General features: G+C 77.6%; 3 protein-coding genes and 1 pseudogene. All 4 read right to left on the bottom strand.

What is annotated here, in order from left to right:
• Window positions 1–7067 (bottom strand): type I polyketide synthase (locus tag ACH4B3_RS22755; RefSeq protein ID WP_398465395.1); only part of this gene is annotated, 7067 nt, incomplete at its 3' end.
• 93 nt (window positions 7068–7160) lie between these two features.
• Window positions 7161–7220, bottom strand: a pseudogene (locus ACH4B3_RS22750) (polyketide synthase docking domain-containing protein); the annotation flags it as partial.
• Window positions 7221–7270: 50 nt separating this feature from the next.
• Window positions 7271–13918, bottom strand: a complete 6648-nt coding sequence (locus ACH4B3_RS22745; protein ID WP_398465375.1) for an SDR family NAD(P)-dependent oxidoreductase — start codon at window positions 13916–13918, stop codon at window positions 7271–7273.
• Between the two features lie 14 nt (window positions 13919–13932).
• Window positions 13933–22500 (bottom strand): beta-ketoacyl synthase N-terminal-like domain-containing protein, encoded by an 8568-nt coding sequence (locus tag ACH4B3_RS22740; RefSeq protein WP_398465373.1) that lies wholly within the window; start codon window positions 22498–22500, stop codon window positions 13933–13935.
• Window positions 22501–22912 lie beyond the last annotated feature (412 nt).

The raw sequence follows: 22912 nt of genomic DNA, 5'->3' as shown, positions 1-22912 counted from the left end.
TAAGGGGTCAGGGCTTGTTCGCACTCGGCGATGCGGGCGGCGAACACCGGTTGGGAGTCCAGCAGGGCCACGCCCATGCCGCGCCATTGCGAGCCCTGCCCGGGGAAGACGAAGACCGGGCCCGCGCCCACCGCGGTCACGGTTCCGGTGACGACCGCCGGGTCGGGCCGGTCCGCGGCCAGCTGCCCGAGAGCGGCCGACAGTGAGTCCGGCGAGTCCCCGACGATCACCGCCCGGTGGTCGAACACCGAGCGGGTGGTCGCCAGTGACCACCCCACCCGGGTCAGGTCCCGCGCGGGGAGTACTTCCGCCAGCCGCGCGGCCTGCGCGCGCAGCGCGTCGGCGTCGCGGGCGGACAGCAGCCAGGGGACGACACCCGCGGGGCCGTCCGGGCCGGGTGTGTCCGGCTCTTCCGGTGCCTGTTCGAGGATGAGGTGGGCGTTGGTGCCGGAGATGCCGAACGACGACACCGCGGCCCGGCGCGGCCGGTCGCCGGCCGGCCAGTCCACGGGGCCGGTGAGGAGTTCCACGGCGCCGTCGGACCAGTCGACGTGCGGGCTCGGCCGATCGACGTGCAGGGTCGCCGGAAGACGGCCGTGCCGCATCGCCATGACCATCTTGATCACGCCCGCGGCACCGGCGGCGGCCTGGGTGTGGCCGATGTTGGACTTGACCGAACCCAGCCACAGCGGCCGGCCCTCGGGCCGGTCCTGGCCGTAGGTGGCCAGCAGTGCCTGCGCCTCGATGGGGTCGCCCAGTTCGGTGCCGGTGCCGTGCGCCTCCACCGCGTCCACCTCCGACGGCCGCAGCCCCGCCGTGGCGAGGGCCTGCCGGATGACGCGCTGCTGGGAGGGGCCGTTCGGCGCGGTCAGGCCGTTGCTCGCACCGTCCTGGTTGACGGCGGAGCCGCGGATGACGGCGAGCACCCGGTGTCCGTTGCGGCGCGCGTCGGAGAGGCGTTCGAGCACCAGCAGCCCGGCGCCCTCACCCCAGCCGGTGCCGTCGGCGGCGGCGGCGAAGGGCTTGCACCGGCCGTCCGGGGCCAGGCCCCGCTGCCGCGAGAACTCCACGAACGTGTTCGGCGTCGCCATCACCGTCACACCGCCGGCGAGCGCCAGGTCGCACTCGCCCTGCCGCAGCGCCTGCGCCGCCAGGTGCATGGCCACCAGCGACGAGGAGCACGCCGTGTCCACGGTGAGGGTCGGCCCCTCCAGGCCGAAGGTGTACGCCACCCGGCCCGACGCCACACTGGGCGTGCTGCCGGTCATGATCTGGCCCTCGTAGCCCTCCGGGATCCGGCCGAGGAACCGCGCGCCGTAGTCGTCGTACATGATGCCGGTGACCACCGCCGTCCGGCTGCCGCGCAGGGTCGCCGGATCGATCCGGGCGTGCTCCAGCGCCTCCCACGCGGTCTCCAGCAGCAGCCGCTGCTGCGGGTCGGTGGCCAGCGCCTCCCGGGGGCTGATGCCGAAGAACCCGGCGTCGAAGAGCGCCGCTTCGCGCAGGAACCCCCCTTCCCTGGTGCAGCTCTTGCCGGTCCGTCCGGGATCGGGGTCGTACAGTCCGGCCACGTCCCAGCCGCGGTCGGCGGGGAACGGCCCCACCGCGTCCACCCCGTCGGCCACCAGCCGCCACAACGCGTCGGGCGAGTGGACGTCGCCGGGATAGTGGCAGGCCATCCCGACGATCACCACGGGGTCGTCGGCGCCCCGGCCCGCGTCCCGGGCCCCGGCCGGTGCCGGCACCGGCGCGTCCCCGCCGGCGCCCAGCAGCTCGGCGCGCAGGTGGCGCACGAGGGACTCCGGGGTGGGGTGGTCGAACACGGCGGTGGCCGGCAGCCGGACCCCGGTCGCCGTGTCGATCCCGTTGCGCAGCTCCAGCGCGGTCAGCGAGTCCAGGCCGAGCTGCTGGAAACTCCGGCCCAGCTCCAGCGATCCCGGCTCGGGGTGGGCCAGTACGGCGGCGACCTGGTCGCGTATCAGCTCGCCGAGCAGCCGCTCCTGCTCGGCCTCCGGCAGCCCGGCCAGCCGCCCGGCCCACGAGGGCGCCCCGGCCGCCGGGGTCGCGCGGCCGGGGGAACGCGCGATACGGCGCAGCAGCGGCGGCAGCTGCCCGGCGGCGGCCCGCTCACCCAGCACGGCGAGGTCGAACCGGGCCGGCACCAGTACCGGCAGCGGACGGGCGAGTGCCGCGTCGAAGAGCGCCAGCCCCTGTTCCTCGGACATGGCGAGGGTGCCCGAACGCGCCATCCTCGCCAGGTCGGCGTGGCCGAGCTGCTCGGTCATCCCCTCTCCGACTCCCCACAGGCCCCAGGCCAGCGAGGTCGCCGGGCCGCCCTCGGCGCGGATCCGTTCGGCGAGGGCGTTGAGGAACGCGTTGGCCGCCCCGTAGTTGCCTTGCCCGCCGCTGCCGAGCACGGACGCCGCGGACGAGAACAGGACGAAGGAGGACGGTGCCGCGTCCCGGGTGAGCCGGTACAGGTGCCAGGCCGCGTCCACCTTCGGCGCCAGCACGGCGTCCAGCTGCGCCGGCGTCAGCGAGGTCACCACACCGTCGTCGAGGACGCCCGCGGTGTGCACCACCGCCGTCAGCGGGTGCTCCCCGGGCAGATCGGCGAGGAGGGCGGCCAGCGCCGCCGGGTCGGTGATGTCGCAGCTCGTCACACGCACCTCGGCCGCCAGCGCGGCCGCGAACGCCTCGATGCCCTCGGCGGCCGGCCCGCTCCGGCTGACCAGCAGCAGACGCCGGGCGCCATGGGTCTCGACGAGGTGCCGGGCGACCAGCCGGCCGAGCGCGCCGGTGCCGCCGGTCACCAGCACCGTCCCCTCGGGGTCGAACGGCGGTGCGGCCGCGTCCGGCGCGGGCGGTTCCGTGACCAGCCGGGGCACCAGCGCGCGGCCCGCGCGGAGCGCCAGCTCGGGCTCGTCGGCGGCCGCGGCGGCCGTGACCGCGGCGACCAGCGAATCCCGGGAGGCCGGGACGTCGTCCAGGTCCACCAGGGTGATCCGCCCGCGGTGTTCGGCCTGTGCGGCGCGCAGCAGCCCCAGCGCGGTGGCGCCCGCCAGGTCGGGCGGCGGGTCCTCCGGCCCGGTCGCGACGGCCCGGGAGGTCAGCACCACCAGGCGGGTGGCGCCGAGGGCGTCCTCCGCCAGCCACCGGCGCAGCAGGTCCAGGGTCGCGTGGCAGGCGGCGCGGGCCCGGGCGCGCGGATCACCGTCGCCGGCGGGGTCTCGCTGCGGGTCGCCGTCGCCGTCGCCGCCGTCACCGGCAGTCCCGGGGCAGTCGGCCACGAGCAGGGCGGGGGCCGGCCCGGTGGCGAGCGAGGCGCGCAGGTCCACCAGGTCCGGATGGCGCACCACATGCTCCGCCGGCAGCCAGGCGGCGGCCCCGGCGCCGTCGGCGCCGACGACGGCCCAGCCGTCCGGCGGCGCCGTACCGGCGGGCAGCGCGAGGGGCTCCCAGTCCAGCCGGTACAGCGACCTGTCGGCCGGGCCCGCCGCGGCCCGCCAGCGTTCGGCGGAGACGGTGCGCAGGGCGAGCGAGCCGATGACGGCGACCTCGGTGCCGGCCTCGTCGGCCAGTCGCATGGTGACGCTGTCCGGTCCGGTCGGGGTGATCCGCACCCGCAGCCGGGACGCGCCGCGGGTGCGCAGCCGTACGCCGCCGAACGAGAACGGCAGCCGGACCGTGCCCGGCGCGCCACCCGCCTGGTGCTCGCCGGTGAACAGCTCGCCGATCGGGTGCAGGGCCGCGTCCAGCAGCGCGGGGTGGATGCCGTACTCCGGCCCGTCGGCCCGCCGGCCGTGGCCGAGGGCCACCTCGGCGAACATCTCCTCGCCGGCCCGCCAGGCGGCGCGCAGCCCGGTGAAGGCGGGCCCGTACCGGTAGCCGTCCGCGGCCAGCCGCTCGTACAGCCCGGTGACGTCGAGGGCGACCGCGCCGGCCGGCGGCCACTGGTCCGGTGTCCGGCTCTCCGCCGGCGCTTCGCCGTCGGCCGCCGCCAGTGTGGCCGTGGCGTGCCGGCGCCACGGCACCGGCGGCGTGCCGGTCCCGTCCGCGCCCGCCGCCTCGTCACCGGCCTCGCGGGAGTGGATGGTGACGGTGCACCGGCCGGCCGCGTCGGCGGTGCCGAGGACGACCTGGAGATCCACCGCGCCGTCCGCAGGCATCAGCAGCGGCGCCTCCAGGGTGAGGTCCTCGATCCCGGCGCGGCCGGCCCGTTCGCCGGCGTGCAGGGCGAGTTCGACGAAGAGGGTGCCGGGCAGCGGTACCCCGTCGACGATCGCGTGGTCGGCCAGCCAGGGCTGGTCGCGCAGCGACAGCCGGCCGGTCAGCAGCAGTCCGCCGTCCGCCGGTTCCAGCTCGGCGCTCAGCAGCGGGTGGCCGCTCTCCGCCAGCCCGGCGGCCCCGACGTCCGCCTGGCCCCGCGGGGCGTCCCGCCAGAACCGGCGGCGGTCGAAGCGGTAGGTGGGCAGCTCGGTGGCGCCGGCGCCGGCCGGGAACGCGGCGGAGAAGTCCACCGCCTCCCCGTCCACATGGAGCCGGGCGAGCGCGGTGAGCAGGGTACGGGTCTCGTCCCGGCCGTCGCGCAGCACGGCGGCGAGCACCGGGTCCGCCGGGCCGGCCTCCCCGGCGGCCAGGCAGTCCCGCGCCATGGTGGTGAGCACCGGATCGGGCCCCAGCTCCAGGAAGCGGGTGACACCCTCGGCCCGCAGCGCGGTGACGCCGTCCCGGAACCGCACCGGCTGCCGGGCGTGCCGGACCCAGTAGTCGGGGTCGCACAGCTGCCCGGCCCCGGCGAGCGCGCCGGTCACGTTGGAGACGACGGCGATCCGCGGCGGACGGTACGTCAGCGAGGCGGCGACCCGCCGGAACTCCGCCAGCATCGGATCGATCCGCGGCGAGTGGAACGCGTGGCCGACCCGCAGCCGTCTGGTCCGGCGCCCGCGCTCCCGCAGCGTCCGGGCGATGTCCTCCACCGCCTCCTCGTCGCCCGAGACCACCACGGCCGCCGGCGCGTTCACCGCGGCCAGCGCCACCCGGTCGCCGCGGTCGGCGAGGAGCGGCGCCACCTCCTCCTCTTCCGCCTCCAGCGCGGCCATGGCGCCGCCGGGCGGCAGCGCCTGCATCAGCCGCCCCCGGGCGGCGACCAGCCGGGCGGCGTCCGGCAGCGAGAGCACCCCGGCGACGTGCGCGGCGACCAGTTCGCCGACGGAGTGGCCCGCCAGGTAGCCGGGTACCACGCCGAACGACTCCACCAGCCGGTACAGGGCCACCTCGACCGCGAAGAGCGCGGCCTGCGTCACCTCCGTCGCGTCCAGCGGGCCGGCCGGGCCCTCGCCCGCGGGCCCGGCGGGCGCGAACACCAGCGCGTGCAGGGACCGTTCCAGCAGCGGGTCGAGCGCGGCGCACACCTCGTCGAACGCGGTGGCGAACGCCGGGTACGCGGCGTACAGCAGACGGCCCATGCCGGGGCGCTGGCTGCCCTGCCCGGTGAAGAGGAACGCGGTGCCGCCGAGCCGCGCCGGAGCGGACGCCCGGGTGACCCCGGGGTGCGCGCGCCCCTCGGCGAGATCGGTGAGCCGGGCGCACAGCTCCGCGCGGTCCGCGCCCAGCACCACCGCCCGGTGGTCCAGCGGCGACCGGGTCGCGGCCAGCGACCAGCCGACGTCGTCCACCGGGGCGTCCGGGCGCGCGGCCAGGTGCTCGGCGAGCGCGGCGGCCTGCGCCCGCAGCGACGCCGCGCCGCGCGCCGAGACCACCCACGGCACCGCGGCCCCGGCCGGCCGCGGCGGGCCGGCCGGGACCGGGGTGCCCGCCGCCTCCGGCGCCGCCGGGGCCTCCTCCAGGATGAGGTGGGCGTTGGTGCCGCTGATACCGAAGGACGAGACCCCGGCCCGGCGCGGCCGGCCGCCCGGCGGCCAGGCGACCGGGCCGGCCAGCAGCCGTACCGCGGCGCCGTCCCAGTCGACCACCGGGGTGGGCCGGTCGGCGTGCAGCAGGGCGGGCAGCGAGCCGTGCCGCATCGCCATGACCATCTTGATCACGCCGGCCACGCCCGCGGCACCCTGGGTGTGCCCGAGGTTCGGCTTGACCGCGCCGAGCCACAGCGGCCGGTCCCCGGACCGGTCCTGCCCGTAGACGGCCTGCAGCGCCCTGGCCTCGATCGGGTCGCCCAGCGTGGTGCCGGTGCCGTGCGCCTCGACCGCGTCCACCTCGTCGGGCGAGAGCCGGGCGCTCTCCAGCGCCTGCCGGATCACCCGCTGCTGCGCCAGGCCGTTGGGCGCGGTGAGCCCGTTGGACGCGCCGTCCTGGTTGACCGCCGAGCCGCGCACCACGGCCAGCACCGGATGCCCGTTGCGCCGGGCGTCCGACAGCCGCTCCAGCACCAGCAGCCCCACGCCCTCGGCGAACGCCGTGCCGTCGGCCGCCTCGGCGAACGCCTTGCAGCGACTGTCGGCCGCCAGGCCGCGCTGCCGCGCGAACTCGGTGAACACATACGGCGTCGACATGACCGTCACACCACCGGCGAGCGCCAGCTCGCACTCGCCCTGCCGCAGCGCCTGCGCGGCCAGGTGCAGCGCCACCAGCGACGAGGAGCAGGCGGTGTCGACGGTGACCGCCGGCCCCTCCAGCCCCAGCGTGTACGCCACCCGGCCGGACAGCACACTGGGCGCGTTGCCGGTGACCAGATGGCCCTCCGAGGCCCGGTCGACGTGCGGGGTGCCGAAACCGGGCAGGGCGGTGCCCACGTACACGCCGACCGGCGCGCCCTTCAGCGACGCCGGGCCGATGCCGGCGCGCTCCAGCACCTCCCAGGCGACCTCCAGCAGCAGCCGCTGCTGCGGATCGGCCGCCGCCGCCTCCCGGTGGCTGATGCCGAAGAACTCCGGGTCGAACAGGCCGGCGTCGTGCAGGAACCCGCCCTCGCGCGCGTAGCTGGTGCCCGGGTGGTCGGGGTCCGGATGGAACAGCCGGTCCAGATCCCAGCCGCGGTCGGCCGGGAACGCGGTCATCGCGTGCCGGCCCGCGGCCAGGAGGTCCCACAGGTCCTCGGGCGAGGCCACACCGCCGGGGTACCGGCAGGCCATGGCCACGATGGCCACCGGTTCCCGCCGGGCGTCCTCCACCTCGCGCAGCCGGGCCCGGGTGTCGTGCAGATCGGCGGCGACCCGCTTGAGGTACTCGACCAGCCGCTCTTCCGTCCCCTCAGTGGTCACGTCGCGTCACCTCGACCTCCGTGTGCCTGGGCGTTCCTTGCAGACCGGGCTCATTGCACTCCGAGTTCCTTGTCGATGAAGTCGAGCACCTGGTCGGTCGTGGCGGCCTCCAGCCGCTCGGCCGCGCTGCCGCGTTCGACGGCTCCGCCGTCCCCGTCCGGGGCACGGCCGGTCTTCCACCGGGCCAGCAGCGACTCCAGCCGGGCCGTCACCGCGTCGCGGCCCGCGCCGTCGGCGGCGCCGTCCGCCCCGGGCCCGGTGAGGGCCGCCAGCGCCTCCTCCAGGCCGCCGAGCCGGCTCAGCACGGGCGCGTAGGCGTCCCGCGCCGCCGCCTCCTCCCCGGGGGCCAGCTGGAGGCGCAGATGCTCGGCCAGCGCCGTGGCCTCCGGGTGGTCGAAGACGACCGTGGCGGGCAACCGCACCCCGGTGGCCGCGGTGACCCGGTTGCGCAGCTCGACGGCGGTCAGCGAGTCGAACCCCAGCTCCTTGAACGCCGCCTCGGCGGGTACGGCGGCCGGGTCGGCGTGCCCGAGCACGGTGGCGGCGTGCCGGCGCACCAGGTCGGTCAGCAGGCGCCGCTGCTCGGCCGGGGCCAGCCCGGCCAGCCGGGCCGCCCAGCCCCCGGTGTCCTCGCCCGCCGCCGCGGCGGGCCGTGCCGCGGTGCCCGCGCCCGCCGCCAGGGCGCGCAGCGGGGCGGGCAGGGCCGCCGCGGGCTGGGCGGCCAGCTCCCGGGCGTCCAGGTTCAGCGCCAGCAGCGCCGGCCGCCCGTGCCCGAGCGCCGCGTCGAACAGCTCCCGCCCCTGTTCGGTGCCGGTCGGCACGATGCCCAGCCGGGCGATGCGCGCCAGGTCGGCCTCGGTCAGTCCTCCGGTGAGTCCGCTCGCGGCGGCCCACAGCCCCCAGCTCACCGACACGCCCGGCAGGCCCTCGGCGTGCCGCCGTTCCACCAGCGCGTCGCAGAACGCGTTGGCCGCCGCGTAGTTGGCCTGGCCCGGGGTGCCGAGGGTGGCGGCGAACGAGGAGAACAGCACGAACATGCCCAGCGGCAGCCCCGCGGTCGCGGCGTGCAGATGGGCCGCCGCCGCGGCCTTGGCGGACCAGACCTCCGCCAGGCGCCGGCGGTCCTGCGAGGGCAGCATCGCGTCGGCCACGAGGCCCGCCGCGTGCACGACTCCGGTGAGCGGGTGCGCCGGGCCGACACCGCCGACCGCCTCCCGCAGGGCCGCGGCGTCGCCCGCGTCCGCGGCGACCACCCGTACCCGCGCGCCGAGCGCCGTGAGCCGGGCCGTCAGTTCCTCCGCGCCCGGCGCGGCCGGACCGCGCCTGCCGAGCAGCAGCAGATGACGGACCCCGTGGGCACGCACCAGGTGTTCGGCGATCAGACCGCCCAGGGTGCCGGTGCCGCCGGTGATCAGCACCGTGCCGTCCGGGTCGAGCGCGGGCGGCACGTCGAGCACCAGCTTGCCGGTGTGCCGTGCCCCGCCGAGCTGCCGCAGCGCCTGACGGGCCTGGCCGAGCCGCCAGGCGGTGACCGGCGGCGGCGCCAGCACCCCGGCGGCGAACAGTTCGCCCAGGGTGGCCAGCATCTGCGCGATCCGCTCCGGGCCGGCGTCCGCGACGAGGTCGAACGGCCGGTAGACGACGCGGTGTTCCCGCGCCACCCGCTCCGGATCGCGCACATCGGTCTTGCCCATCTCGACCAGCCGACCGCCGTCCGCCAGCAGCCGCAGCGACGCGTCGGTGAACTCGCCCGCCAGGCTGTTCAGGACGACGTCCACCCCCCGGCCGCCGGTCGCCGACCGGAACGCCTCCTCGAACCCCAGGTCCCGGGAGGAGGCCCGGTGCGCCGCGTCCACGCCCATCTCCGCCAGCACCGGGTGCTTGGCCGGACTCGCGGTCGCGAGGACGTCCGCGCCCAGATGCCGGGCGATCCGGACGGCGGCCGTGCCCACGCCGCCGGTCGCGCTGTGGATCAGGACGGTCTCGCCGGGGCGCAGTCCGCCCAGCTCCACCAGGCCGTACCAGGCGGTGAGGAAGGCCACCGGCGCGGCCGCCGCCTCCCGGAAGTCCCACCCGGGCGGCACCGGCGCGACCAGCCGGGCGTCCGCCACCGCGAGCGGGCCGAACGCGTCGTCGAACAGCCCCATCACCCGGTCGCCGACGGCGACGCCGGTCACCCCGTCGGCCACTTCGAGCACGACGCCCGCGCCCTCGGTACCGGGCGACGCGTCGGGGTCCGGGTACATGCCCAGGGTGATCAGCACGTCGCGGAAGTTGAGCCCGGCGGCGCGCACGGCGACGCGCACCTGACCCGGCGCCAGGGGAGCGGCCGCCCGCGGGCTGGGCACCGCGGTGAGGTCGTCGGGACCGGTCTTCCCGGCCACCAGGCGCCAGGCCCGCTCGCCCGGCGGAGCGGTCAGCTCCCGCTCGGTGTCCGCCCGCGCCATCCGGGGCACCAGCACCCGCCCGGCCCGCACCGCGAGCTGCGTCCGGTCCGCGTGTACCGCCTCCCGCAGCGCCGCCGCCAGGCCGTCGCCGGTGCCGTCGCCGGCGCTCCCCGCGTCGGTGTCGATCAGGACGAACCGCCCCGGGTGCTCGGTCTGTGCGCTGCGCACCAGCCCCCAGACCGCGGCGGCCGCGGGGTCCACCCGTTCCCGGCCGGTGTCCTCGGCCCGCACGGCCGCCCGGGTGACCAGGGCCAGTCGCACGCCCTCGACCGCGGCGCCGGCCAGCCACCGCTGAGCCAGGGTCAGCGTCCGGTCCACGGCGGCCAGACCCTGCTCGGCGTCCGCCGGACGCGGACCGGTGGGCACCCGGGCGACGACGACGTCGGGAACCGGGGCCCCGCCGTCCACCGCGCGCAACAGCGCGTCGAGATCGGGGAACCGCCCGGCGCCGGACGGTTCCGGGCCGCCCTCGCCCAGTACCGCCACCGTCACCGGAGCGGGCGCCCCGGCGGCGTCCGCCGGAAGGGACGGCGGGACCCAGTCGACGGCGTACAACCCGTGCGCCCCGAGCGTCCGGCTCGACGCGCGCAGCCGCTCGACACCGGTCTCGCGGAGCGCGACCGCGTCCGCGGTCAGCACCGGGGCACCGGTGGTGTCGGCGACCAGGACCCGCAGTCCGCCCGGTCGCGGTGAAAGCCTGACCCGGACCCGCGAGGCCCCGGCGGCCCACAGCCGCACCCCGCTCCAGGCGAACGGGAGCAGCACCGTGCCGCCCGGCGCGGCGTCGAGCCGCCCCGCCAGCACCGGCTGCATCGCCGCGTCGAGCAGGGCGGGATGGATGCCGAACCCCCCCACCCGCTCCGCCGCCTCCTCCGGCAGCGCCACCTCCGCCAGGGTGTCCTCGCCGTCCCGCCACACCTGCCGCAGGCCCCGGAAGGAGGCCCCGTAGCCGTAACCCGCCGCGGCGGCCCGCTCGTAGAACCCCTCCACCGGCACCGGGCGGGCCCCCGGAGGCGGCCATGCCCCGGCCGGCCCCGGGGGCACCGGCCCGGCCTCGCCGGACAGCAGCGTGCCGGAGACATGGCAGGTCCAGGTGTCCGGCACGGCGGCATCCCCGTCGGGCCGAGAGCTGACCCGCACCGCCCGGCGCCCGTCGTCCCCGGCGGCGTCCACCACCACCTGGACGACCAGCCCACCGGCCGCCGGGAGGGCTACCGGGACATGCAGCGCCAGCTCCTCGACGCCGCCGCAGCCGGCCTCGTCGGCCGCCCGCAGCAGCCACTCGACCAGCACCGTGCCGGGCAGCAGCGGCAGCTCCGCGACGGTGTGCTCGGCCAGCCAGCCACCGCGAGCCGCGTCCGGCAGCCGTCCGGTGAGCACCAGGCCCCCGTCGGCCAGGCGCACCGCCACCGGCAGCAGCGGATGCCCGACCGGGGTGAGCCCGGCTCCCGCGACATCGCCCGGACCGGCCTCGCCGCCGGCCGGCAGCCAGAACCGCTCCCGCTGGAAGGCGTACACCGGCAGCGGCACCGGCCGGGGGTCGGGGTACCAGCCGGTCCAGTCGACCGCCACGCCCGCGACATGCGCCTCGGCCAGCGCCCGGCACAGCCGCTCCGGTCCGCCCTCGTCCCGGCGCAGGGTGCCGATCGCCTCGGCGGGGACCCCGGCCGCGTCGAAGCACTCCTGGAGGCCGAGCAGCAGCACCGGATGCGCGCTGACCTCGATGAACATCCGGTACCCGTCGGCGAGCAGGGCTTGGACCGCCTCGGCGAGGCGCACCGGCCGCCGCAGGTTGCCGAACCAGTAGCCGGCGTCCAGACCGGTCGCGTCCATCCGGGCACCGGTCACCGTGGAGTAGAAGGCGACGTCCGAGGCGGCGCCGGACACCCCGGCGAGCACCTCGGCCAGCTCCTCCGCGATGCCGTCCACCTGCGGGCCGTGCGAGGCGTAGTCCACGTCGATGGCGCGGGCCCGCAGCCCCGCGGCCCGGGCGGCCGCCACCAGGCCGGCGACCGGCCCGGGCGGCCCGGACACCACCGTGGACGACGGGCCGTTCACGGCCGCGACCACCACCTCCACCGCGTGCTCGGCGGCCAGCCGCTCGGCCCGCTCCACCCCGCAGCCCAGCGAGGCCATCGCACCGTGCCCGGACAGCCGCCGCAGGGCCCGCGCCCGCCGGGCCACCACGCGGGCGCCGTCCGCCAGGGTCATCGCGCCCGCGACGCAGGCCGCCGCTATCTCGCCCTGCGAGTGGCCCACCACGGCCGCCGGCCGTACGCCGTGCGCCTCCCACACCGCCGCGAGCGACACCATGACCGCCCAGAGCACCGGCTGCACCACGTCGACCCGGTCGAGGCCGGGCGCGCCGTCCGCACCGCGCAGCACCTCGGTCAGCGACCAGTCGACGTGCGCGGCCAGGGCCCGTTCGCACGCCGCGACGCGCGCCGCGAACACCGGTGAGGCGTCCAGCAGTTCCACGCCCATGCCGAGCCACTGCGTCCCCTGCCCCGGGAAGACCATGACCGGTCCCGCGCCGACGTCGCCCGCCGTGCCGCGCACCACCGCGGGGCCCGGCTCGTCGGCGGCCAGGCCCGCCAGCCCGGCGAGGAGTCCGGCCCGGTCCCGGCCCACCACGACGGCCCGGTGCTCGAACGCGGTGCGGCGGGTCGCCAGGGACCAGCCGACGTCCACCGCGCCGCCGGTCGCACCGTCCGCCGCGAGGAAGTCGGCCAGCCGCGCGGCCTGGTCCCGCAGCGCCGCCTCGCTGTGACCCGAGACGGGCCAGGGCACCACCCCGCGGGCGGTGCCGCCGTCCGCCGGGCCGGGTGCCGGCGCCGCCGGCCGCTCCTCCCGCTCCGCGGCGGCGTCCGGGGCCTGCTCCAGGATCAGGTGCGCGTTGGTGCCCGACACCCCGAACGACGACACCGCGGCGCGGCGCGCCCTGCCGGTCACCGGCCAGTCCCGGGGCTCGGTCAGCAGCCGTACCGTGCCGCCGCTCCAGTCCACGTGCCGGGTCGGCTCGTCGATGTGCAGGGTCCCGGCCAGTTCGCCGTCCCGCAGCGCCAGCACCGTGTTGATCGCGCCCGCGACCCCCGCCGCGGCGTGCGTGTGGCCGATGTTGGACTTGATCGAGCCGAGCCACAGCGGCCGGTCCGCCGGGCGGTCCGCGCCGTAGGTGGCGATCAGCGCCTCGGCCTCGATGGGGTCGCCCAGCCGGGTGCCGGTGCCGTGCGCCTCCACCATGTCCACGTCCGCGCCGGACAGGCCGGCCGCGGCCAGCGCCTGCCGGATCACGTTCTCCTGGGCGACGTCGTTGGGTGCGGTGAGCCCGTTGCTCGCGCCGTCCTGGTTGACGGCCGAGCCGCGCAGGACGGCCAGCACCTCGTGCCCGTTGCGGCGCGCGTCGGACAGCCGCTCCAGCAGCAGCAGGCCGCAGCCCTCGGAGAAGCCGGTGCCGTCCGCGGCGGCCGCGAACGGCTTGCAGCGGGCGTCGGGCGCCAGCGCCCGCTGCCGGCAGAACTCGGTGAACATCAGCGGTGTGGACAGCACCGTCACCCCGCCGGCGAGCGCCAGCGAGCACTCGCCCTGCCGCAGCGCCTGCGCCGCCAGGTGGATCGCCACCATCGACGACGAGCACGCGGTGTCCACGGTGACCGCCGGACCCTCGAAGCCGAAGGTGTACGCCACCCGGCCGGAGATCACGCTGGTCAGACTGCCGGTGGTGGCGTAGCCCTCGAAGCCCTCCGGGATGCGGGGCAGGCCGGATATGTAGTCCTCGCTCGACACCCCCACGTACACCCCGGTGCGGCCGGCCCGCAGCGTTTCCGGCACGATCCCGGCGCGCTCCAGCGCCTCCCAGGACAGCTCCAGCAGCAGCCGCTGCTGCGGGTCCATGGCCAGCGCCTCGCGCGGGCTGATGCCGAAGAACCCGGCGTCGAACCGGTCGACGTCGTACAGGAAGCCGCCCTGGCGCACGTAGCTGGTGCCGAAGTGCGCCGGGTCGGGGTGGAAGAGGCCGCCCAGGTCCCAGCCGCGGTCGGTGGGGAAGTCGCCGATCGCGTCGCCGCCGGACCGGACGAAGCGCCGCAGTTCCTCGGGCGACCGCACCCCGCCGGGGAAGCGGCACGCCATGCCGACGACCGCGACCGGTTCCTGCCGCCCGTCCGCCAGCTCCCGCAGCCGGGTCCGGGCGTCGTGCAGTTCGGTGGTCACCCGACGCAGGTACTCGACCAGTTTCTCTTCGCTGACCATGCCGTCACCTGCCTTCAGCCGGAGGGGCCCGGACGCACGTCGGAGAGCGCTCCGAGCTCGTTGTCGATGAAGTCGAGGATTTCCTCGGCGGAGGCGGACGCCAGCCTGTCCGCCGCGCCGGGCTCCCTGCCGCCGTCCGCGGCACCGTCCGCGGCTTCGGCGACCTGGCCGCCCGGATCCGGGTCGCCGGGCTCGGGGTCACCGGACGTCAGCTGCCGCTCGATACGGCCGGCCAGCGCCTCCGGTGTCGGATGCCGGAAGATCACCGCGGCGGGCAGCCGCAGTCCGCTCTCCGCCACCAGCCGGTCGCGCAGCTCCACGGCGGTCACCGAGTCGAAGCCCAGCTCCTTGAACGCGGCGTCCGCCCGCACCGCCCCGGGATCGGCCTGCCCGAGCACCGCGGCGGCGTGGACGCGCACCAGCTCCAGTACCGTGCGGTGCCGTTCGGCGGGCCCGAGACCGGCCAGCCGGCCGGCCCAGCCGGTGCCGCGGCCCGGGGCGGCGGCCACCGGCCGGGCCGGCGCCCGCCCGCCCGCGACCAGCGAACGCAGCACGGCGGGCACCGGGCCCGCGGCGCCCGCCCGGATGTCGGCGGCCACCAGCTCCGCGGGGCCGGCCCGGAGCGCGCCCCGGAGCAGGGCCAGTCCGCGGTCCGCGCCGAGGACCCCGGTCCACCGCCCGCCGGAAGCGGCACCGGCCGCGGCCCACGGTCCGAACGCCACCGTCAGACCGGGGAGTCCGGCCCGCCGCCGGGCGGCCGTCACGGCGGCGCCGAACGCACCGGCCGCGGCCCGTTCGGGGGGCACCGGCCCGCCCCGGTCCGCGGCGGCGTCCACCAGGATCACGAACGGCACCGGGGGCAGTCCCGCGGTGGCGTGGTGCAGAGCCCGTACCGACCCGGCCGCCGCGGCCCACCCGCGGTCCGCGCCGGGGGGCCGGTGGTCGTCCGCGGGGCCGGCACCGGCGGACAGCCCCCCGGTGTGGACGATGCCGGCGAGCGGGTGCTCCGGGCCGATGTCCGCCACCACCCGGGCCAGCGCGGCGGCGTCCAGCGGATCGACCGTCACCTCGCGCACCCGGGCGCCCCAGCGCTCCTCGCCGGGCCCGCCGCTCGGGTCGTCGCCCGGGTCGTCGCCCAGGCGCTCCGGGACGCCGAAGCGGACCAGCAGCAGCTGTGTCACGCCCTCGACGCGGGCGAGGTGCTCGGCGACGGCGGCGGCCGCCGGGCCGTCGGCCCCGGCGACGAGTACCGTGCCCTCCGGTCCGAAGGCCGTGCCGCCGCCCGGCGCGCCGGCGGAGCGCACCAGACGCGGCGCGAGGAGCGCGCCGCCGCGCAGCGCGGCCCGCGGCTCGTCGAGACCGGCCAGCCGTGCCGCGGCCGCTGCACCCGCGCCGGGGCCGGAACCGGCGTCCGCGCCGGTGCCCGTACCGGCGCGGACGGCCGCGTCCGTGTCGACCAGGAGGAAGCGGCCGGGGTGTTCGGCCTGCATGCCGGAGACGTAACCCCAGACCGCGGCGGCCACCGGGTCCACCGGCTCGGCGCCGCCCGGGGCGACCGCGCCGCGGGTGAGCACCGCGAGGCGGCCGGCCGCCAGCCGCGGTTCGGCGGCCCAGCCCCGCAGCACCTCCCCGACGTCCCGCAGCACGGACAGCGCGTCGTCCGGCGCGGTGTCGTCGAGCGGCGCGCGCCACGCCACGACGGGCGGCACCGCCGCCCCCGCGTCCAGCGCGGCCAGCAGCGCCGGCAGGTCCGCGTACCACCGCGGGTCCGCGTCCGCCGCCGACCCGCCCAGGACGGCCACCGGTCCGGTGTCCCGCCGCGCGTCGGACCGCTCCCGGGCCACCGGTGTCCAGTCGACGGTGAACAGGCCGCCGGCGGTGGCCCCGCCCGCCTCCCGCAGCGCCCGCACGCCACGCGGGCGCAGTACCACCGAGGCGACGCTCAGCACCGGGGCACCGGCCGGGTCGGACACCTCGATCCGCAGCTCCCGCTCGTCGCCCTCGCCCCCGTCCAGCGGCGTCAGCCGCACCCGTGCGGCGCGGGCCCCGGTCGCCCACAGCTCGACCCCGCTCCACACGAACGGCAGCCACAGCCTGGCCTCGGCCCCCTCGTCCGCGTCGCCGGGCTCGGTCAGCAGCGCGGGCTGCAACGCCGCGTCCAGCAGGGCGGGATGGACGCGGAAGCCGGCCGCGGCTTCGTCACCGGCGCCGGCCTCCTCGGGCAGCTCCAGGTCGGCGACGAGGTCGCCGCCGTCCCGCCACAGCGCCCGCACCGCGCGGAACGCGGGCCCGTAGCCGTAGCCGCGCAGCTCGGCCCGTTCGTACAGCGCCGCGGGTTCCGGTATCCCGGCGCCCGCCGGGGGACCGGGGCGGGGCGGGGTGCCGGCGGGCGCGGGACCGGTCCGGTCCGCGGGTACCAGGGATCCGGCCGCGTGGCAGGTCCACCCGCCTGCGGCGGCGTCGGCCGGGCGGGAGGAGATCCGCAGCGCACGGCGCCCGGACTCGTCCGGCGGACCGACCACCAGCTGTACCAGCGTCTCCCTCGGCGCTGCGGGCACCTCCAGCGGCGCGCGGAGCAGCAGTTCCTCCAGCGACGCCCCGCCCGCCTCGTCGGCGGCCAGCAGCGCCCAGTCGACCAGGACCGCGCCCGGCACCAGGGGGACGCCCGCGACCGAGTGGTCGCCCAGCCAGCCCGCGCCGCCGGGCAGCCGGCCGTTGAGCAGCAGGCCGCCGTCGGCCAGTTCGACCGCCGACGACAGCAGCGGGTGCCCGGCCGGCCTGGCCCCGGCCGTGGACCGCTCGCGGCGGCCCCGGTCCGCCGTCAGCCAGTACCGCTGCCGCTGGAACGGGTAGGTGGGCAGCTCGACGGCGGTCGGCCGGTGGCCGTCGCCGTCGGTGAACCACCGGCGCCAGTCGACCGCGAGGCCCGCGGTGAAGCCCTCCGCCAGCGCGTCCGCCAGCCGGCGCGGGCCACCCTGGTCCCGCCGGAGCGTCGGCACCGTGGCCGCCGTGACGCCGGCGTCCTCGAAGCACTCCCGCAGCGCGGGTATCAGCACCGGGTGCGGACTGACCTCGACGAACACCCGGTACCCGGCGGCCAGCAGGGCGCCGACCGCCGGTGCGAACCGGACCGGCTGCCGCAGGTTGGTGAACCAGTAGTCGGCGTCCAGTTCCCCGGTGGCCTGCCGGTCGCCGGTGACGGAGGAGTACAGCGCCACGTCGGAGGCGCGGGGGGCGAGTCCCGCCAGGGCGGTGCGGAGGGTGTCCCCGAGCCGGTCGACCTGCGGGCCGTGCGAGGCGTAGTCCACGTCGATGGCCCGGGCCCGGTGGCCGGCCGCCTCGCACGCGGCCACCACCCCGGCGACCTGGTCGGCCGGCCCCGACACCACGGTGGAGCCGGGCCCGTTGAACGCCGCCACGGTGACCTGTGCGGCCTCCGGCCCCCGGTCCGCAAGGAACCGCGCGGCCCGGTCACCGCCGAGCGCGAGCGAGGCCATGGTGCCGTGCCCGGCGAGGGCGCGCAGCGCCCGGCTGCGCAGCGCCACCACCCGGGCGCCGTCCCGCAGCGACAGCCCCCCGGCGACGCAGGCCGCGGCGATCTCGCCCTGCGAGTGCCCGACGACCGCGGCGGGCCGCACGCCGAAGCTCTCCCAGACGGCGGCCAGCGACACCATCACCGCCCACAGGCACGGCTGGAGGACGTCGACCCGGGACGGCTCGGGGGCGTTCGGCGCGCCGCGCAGCACGGCGGTGAGGGACCAGTCCACGAACTCCCCCAGCGCCGCCTCGCAGGCGGCCATGCGTGCCGCGAAGACGGGGGAGGAGCCCAGCAGTTCCAGGCCCATGCCACGCCACTGCGAGCCCTGCCCGGGGAACACCATGACCGGGCCGGACGCGGCGCCGGCGGAGCCGGGCGCGGTCAGCGGGCCGTCCGCCACCGCGCGCAGCCCGGTCACCAGTTCGTCGAGGCCGGCACCGCTGACCACGGCCCGGACCCGGTCGGCCGACCGGGTGGCGGCCAGTGACCACCCCACGTCCGCCGGGGCGGGCGGGGTGCCGGTGGTGACCCGGGTGGCCAGGCGCGCGGCCTGGGCGCGCAGCGCGTCGGCGGTGCGTGCCGACAGCACCCAGGGCACCACGCCGCCGGTGCCGCGGTCGGGTGCGGGTGGTGTGTCGGGGGTGGTGGGGGCTTGTTCGAGGATGAGGTGGGCGTTGGTGCCGGAGATGCCGAAGGAGGAGATGGCGGCGCGGCGGGGGTGGGGGGTGTGGGGCCAGGGGGTGGGTCGGGTGAGGAGGTGGATGTTGCCGGTGGTCCAGTCGACGTGGGGGGTGGGGTGGTCGATGTGGAGGGTGGCGGGGAGGTGGGCGTGGTGCAGGGCCATGATCATTTTGATGACGCCGGCGATGCCCGCGGCGGCTTGGGTGTGGCCGATGTTGGATTTGACCGAGCCGAGCCAGAGGGGTTGGTCGTCGGGGCGGTTCCGGCCGTAGGTGGCGAGGAGGGCCTGGGCTTCGATGGGGTCGCCGAGGGTGGTGCCGGTGCCGTGTGCTTCGACGGCGTCGATGTCGGCGGCGGTGAGGCGGGCGTTGGCGAGGGCTTGGTGGATGACGCGTTGCTGGGCGGGGCCGTTGGGGGCGGTGAGTCCGTTGCTGGCACCGTCCTGGTTGACCGCCGAGCCGCGGACCAGGGCGAGTACCCGGTGTCCGTTGCGGCGGGCGTCGGAGAGCCGTTCCAGCAGCACCAAGCCGGCGCCCTCCCCCCAGCCGGTGCCGTCGGCCGCGGCGGCGAACGGCTTGCACCGGCCGTCCGGGGCCAGCCCCCGCTGCCGGGAGAAGGCGGAGAACATCCCCGGCGTGGCCATCACCGTCACGCCGCCCGCGAGCGCCAGGTCGCACTCACCCCGGCGCAGCGACTCCGCCGCCAGGTGGAGCGCCACCAGCGACGAGGAGCACGCCGTGTCCACGGTGAGCGCCGGCCCCTCCAGCCCCAGGGCGTAGGCCACCCGGCCGGACGCCACGCTCGGCGTCGAGCCGGTCAGCAGGTGTCCCTCGACCTCGGCGGCGGCCTCGTGCAGCCGCGGGCCGTAGTCCATCGCCGTCGCCCCCACGAAGACCCCGGTGGCGGTCCCGCGCAGCGACGCCGGGGCGATACCGGCCCGCTCCGACAGCTCCCAGGCGAGTTCCAGCAGGATGCGCTGCTGCGGATCCATCGCGGCCGCCTCGCGGGGACTGATCCCGAAGAACTCCGCGTCGAAGTCCGCCGCGTCGTACAGGAAGCAGCCGCGGCCGGTCGCGCTGCCGCCGCCCCCGTCCGGCTCGGCGCCGAACAGCTCCGCCAGGTCCCAGCCCCGGTCGCCGGGGAACTCGCCCACCGCGTCGGCGCCTTCGTCCACCAGGCGCCACAGCGCCTCGGCCGAGTCGGCTCCGCCCGGGTAGCGACAGCTGACGGCCACCACGGCCACCGGGTCTTCGGCCGTGGCCGCCGCGCCCGCCGGTGCCGGGGCGGCGGACGGACGCCCCTCGCGCGCCGCGCGGAGCCGTCCCGCCACGGCGTTCGGTGTCGGATGGTCGAAGGTGAGGGTGGCGGGCAGCGGGAGACCCGTCGCCGCGCCCAGGCGTTCGCTCAGCTCCGCCGCGGCCAGCGAGTCGAAACCCAGCTCCTTGAAGGTCAGCTCCGGGTCGATGCCGTCGGGGCCGTCGTGCCCCAGCACCAGGGCGGTGTGGGTGCGGACCAGCGCCAACAGGTCGCTGGGGGAGGCGGCCCCCGGCCCGCCCGGCGGCCCGGCACTCTCCGGCGGCCCGGCACTCTCCGGCGACGCGTCGCTCTCCGGCAGGGGGGCGCTCTCCTCCGGAGCGGCCGGGGGAGCGGCCGGGGGCGGTACCGGCCCCGGCGCGCCCGGCACGTCGGGCCAGTACCGTTCGCGCTGGAAGGCGTAGGTCGGCAGGCCCACCCGCCGGGGGGCGTGCCCGGCGAAGCCCGCCGCCCAGTCGACGTCGGCGCCCCGCACATGGGCCTGGGCCAGCGCGGACACGAAGGTGTGCGCCGCGGGCCGGTCACGGCGCTGCACCGCGACGACCGCCGGGCGCGGCGCGTCCCCCGCCCACGCGGCCGCGCTCTCCCGCGCCATCGCCGTCAGCGAGGCGTCCGGGCCCAGTTCGAGGAACGTCACCACACCCGCCTCGCACAGCTGCCGTATCCCGGCGTCGAACCGCACGGCCTGCCGGGCGTGGTCGGCCCAGTAGTCGGGGGAGCGCAGCTGGGCCTCGGTGGCGGTCCGGCCGGTCACGTTCGAGACGACGGGGATGGCCGGGGCGGCGAACGTCAGACCGGCCGCGACCGAGCGCAGCTCCCCGAGTACCCCGTCCAGGTGCGGGGAGTGGAACGCGTGGCTGACCCTCAGCACGGTGGCCCGCCGCCCCCGCGCCCGCCAGGCGGCGGTCGCCGCGACCACCGCGTCCAGGTCGCCGGAGACCACCACCGAGGCGGGGGCGTTGACGGCCGCGAGGCCCACTCGCCCCTGGTGCGCCGCCAGTTCCCGCCCGGCCTCCTCGGCGGTCGCCTGCCAGGCGGCCATCGCCCCGGGAGTGGTGATCGACTGCATCAGGCGGCCCCGGGCCGCCACCAGCGCGCAGGCGTCGGGCAGCGACAGCACCCCGGCCACGTGCGCGGCCGTGATCTCGCCGACCGAGTGGCCCATCAGATGGTCGGGCCTGAGCCCCCATGAGGTCACCAGGCGGTACAGGGCGGTCTCGACCGCGAACAGCGCGGGCTGGGTGTACTCCGTCCGGTCCAGCAGCGGTTCGGCCCCCGGGCCGGGCTCGGCGGACATGACGTCCAGCAGCGGGATGTCGAGCCACCGGTCCAGGTGGTCGCACACCTCGCGCAGCGCCGTGGCGAAGACCGGGTACGCCTCGGACAGCTCCCGGCCCATGCCGGGGCGCTGGCTGCCCTGGCCGCTGAAGAGGAAGGCGACCCGGCCGGCCGCCGCGCGGCCGAGGACCGCCCCGCTGTCCTCCGCCCCGCGGGCCAGGGCGTCGAGGCAGCGCCGGAGTTCCCCGCCGTCCGCCCCCAGTACGACGGCCCGGTGGCGGAACGCCGTCCGGGTCGTGGCGAGCGCATGGCCGACGTCCACCGGGTGCGCCTCCGGCCGGGCGTCCAGATGCCGGCCCAGCGCGGCGGCCTGGGCGGTCAGCGCCCCGGGGGCCGCCGCGGACAGGACCCAGGGGGTGACCGGCGGGACGGTGCGCGGGGACGCGCCGGCGGCAGGCCCCGGCCGGACCGGCGGCGCGGGCGGCCCGGCCAGCACCACATGGCAGTTTGTACCGCCCATGCCGAAGGCGCTGACCCCCGCTATGAGCCGCCGCTCCTCGTCCGGCCAGGGCTCCAGCGCGGTCTGTACCCGCAGCCCGAGCCGGTCCAGCGCGATGGCCGGGTTGGCGGAGGCGAAGTTCAGGCTGGGCGGGAGCCGCCGGTGGTGGATGCTCAGGGCCGCCTTGAGCAGTCCCGCGATGCCGGCGGCGGCCTCCAGGTGGCCCACGTTGGTCTTCACCGAGCCGACCCGCAGGGGAGTGCCCGCCGGGCGCCGCCCCTGGAGCGCGGCGCCGAGGGCGGCGGCCTCGATCGGGTCGCCGACCGGCGTGCCGGTGCCGTGGAGTTCGACGTACTGCAGGTCGGCGGGTGCCACCGCGGCCCGCTGCCACGCCTGCCGCAGCACCTCCGTCTGGGCCTCGGCGCTCGGCCGGGTCAGGCCGTCGGTGGGGCCGTCGTTGTTGACGGCGCCGCCGGTGATGACGCAGTACACCGGGTCGCCGTCGTCGAGGGCGGCGGCCAGCGGTTTGAGGAGCACCATGCCGCCGCCCTCGCCGCGGACGAAACCGTTGGCGCGTGCGTCGAAGGTGTAGCACCGGCCGTCCGGCGAGAGCCCCTGGAACTGGGCTTCGGCCGCTCGCATGCTCTCCGGGGCCAGGATCAGGTTCACGCCGCCGGCGAACGCGAGGTCGGCCTCCCTCCGGCGCAGGCTCTCGCAGGCGAGGTGGACGGCGACCAGCCCGGACGACTGCGCGGCGTCCACGGTGAGGCTGGGGCCGCGCAGGCCCAGGTGGTGGGAGACGCGGTTGGCGATCATGCCGCGGTGCAGCCCGGTCATCGTGTGACGGGTGACCTCGAAGGACCCGTGCCGGTGCCGGAGTGTGGCGTAGTCGTCCCACATCGCGGCGGTGAACACCGCGGTCCGGCTGCCGGTGAGCGTTCCGGCAGGAATCCCCGCGTCCTCCATCGCCTCCCAGGCGAGTTCCAGGGCCAGCCGGTGCTGCGGGTCCATCGCCTCCGCCTCGCGCGGCGAGATGCCGAAGAACGCGGCGTCGAAGGTGTCGACGTGCTCCAGCAGCCCCGCGAAGTACCGCCGGGCGTCGGGCGCCTGGGGCCAGCGGTGCGGCGGCACCGGAGCGACGGCGTGCCGGCCGGCGGACAGCAGACGCCAGAACTCCCGCGGATCCGGGGCGCCCGGCAGGCGGCACGCGAGGCCCACGAGCGCGACGGGAGACGTCGACAGCGGTGAGCGGGTCGGGCTGCTCCCGGCCATGACACCCCCATACCTGAATCGCGGAATCGCCGGTTATGGGCTCACCACATGCCCCGAACAGCGTTCATTCTCGGAGCGATTTCTAAAGTTGATCTAACCGAACGCATCGGGGCACGAGGCGCCCGGGCGGCGTCGAATGCCGTGCCGATGACCGGCTGACCAGGGCGACCGGCAGGGGAGGCGACCACAGCGGCGCGCCCGGCGCGGTGAACGGTCACCAGTCGACAAATCCCCCGTATGTCCATTTGGTTGTCGGTCCATCGACCCTCACACTGCCGTGCGCTGCCCCGTTAGGATGCGGCGATGTCGCCCCCCTTCCACAGGTAGTCCCGCCGACCGCTCTCCGGTCGGCGGCAACCCGTCCCCGGCGCTGGTCAGCCCGACCCGCCAGCCGGCGCAAGCGCCGATCCGT

The organism is Streptomyces sp. NPDC018031, assembly GCF_044327625.1.
GTDB lineage: Bacteria > Actinomycetota > Actinomycetes > Streptomycetales > Streptomycetaceae > Streptomyces.
The sequence above is the reverse complement of the archived record's forward strand: the minus strand, read 5'-3'. Positions and strand labels throughout refer to the sequence as shown.

Coding starts and splice junctions, on each gene's coding strand:
- ACH4B3_RS22745 (WP_398465375.1), bottom strand. CDS start 13,918: ATGGTCAGCGAAGAGAAACTGGTCGAGTACCTGCGTCGGGTGACCACC.
- ACH4B3_RS22740 (WP_398465373.1), bottom strand. CDS start 22,500: ATGGCCGGGAGCAGCCCGACCCGCTCACCGCTGTCGACGTCTCCCGTC.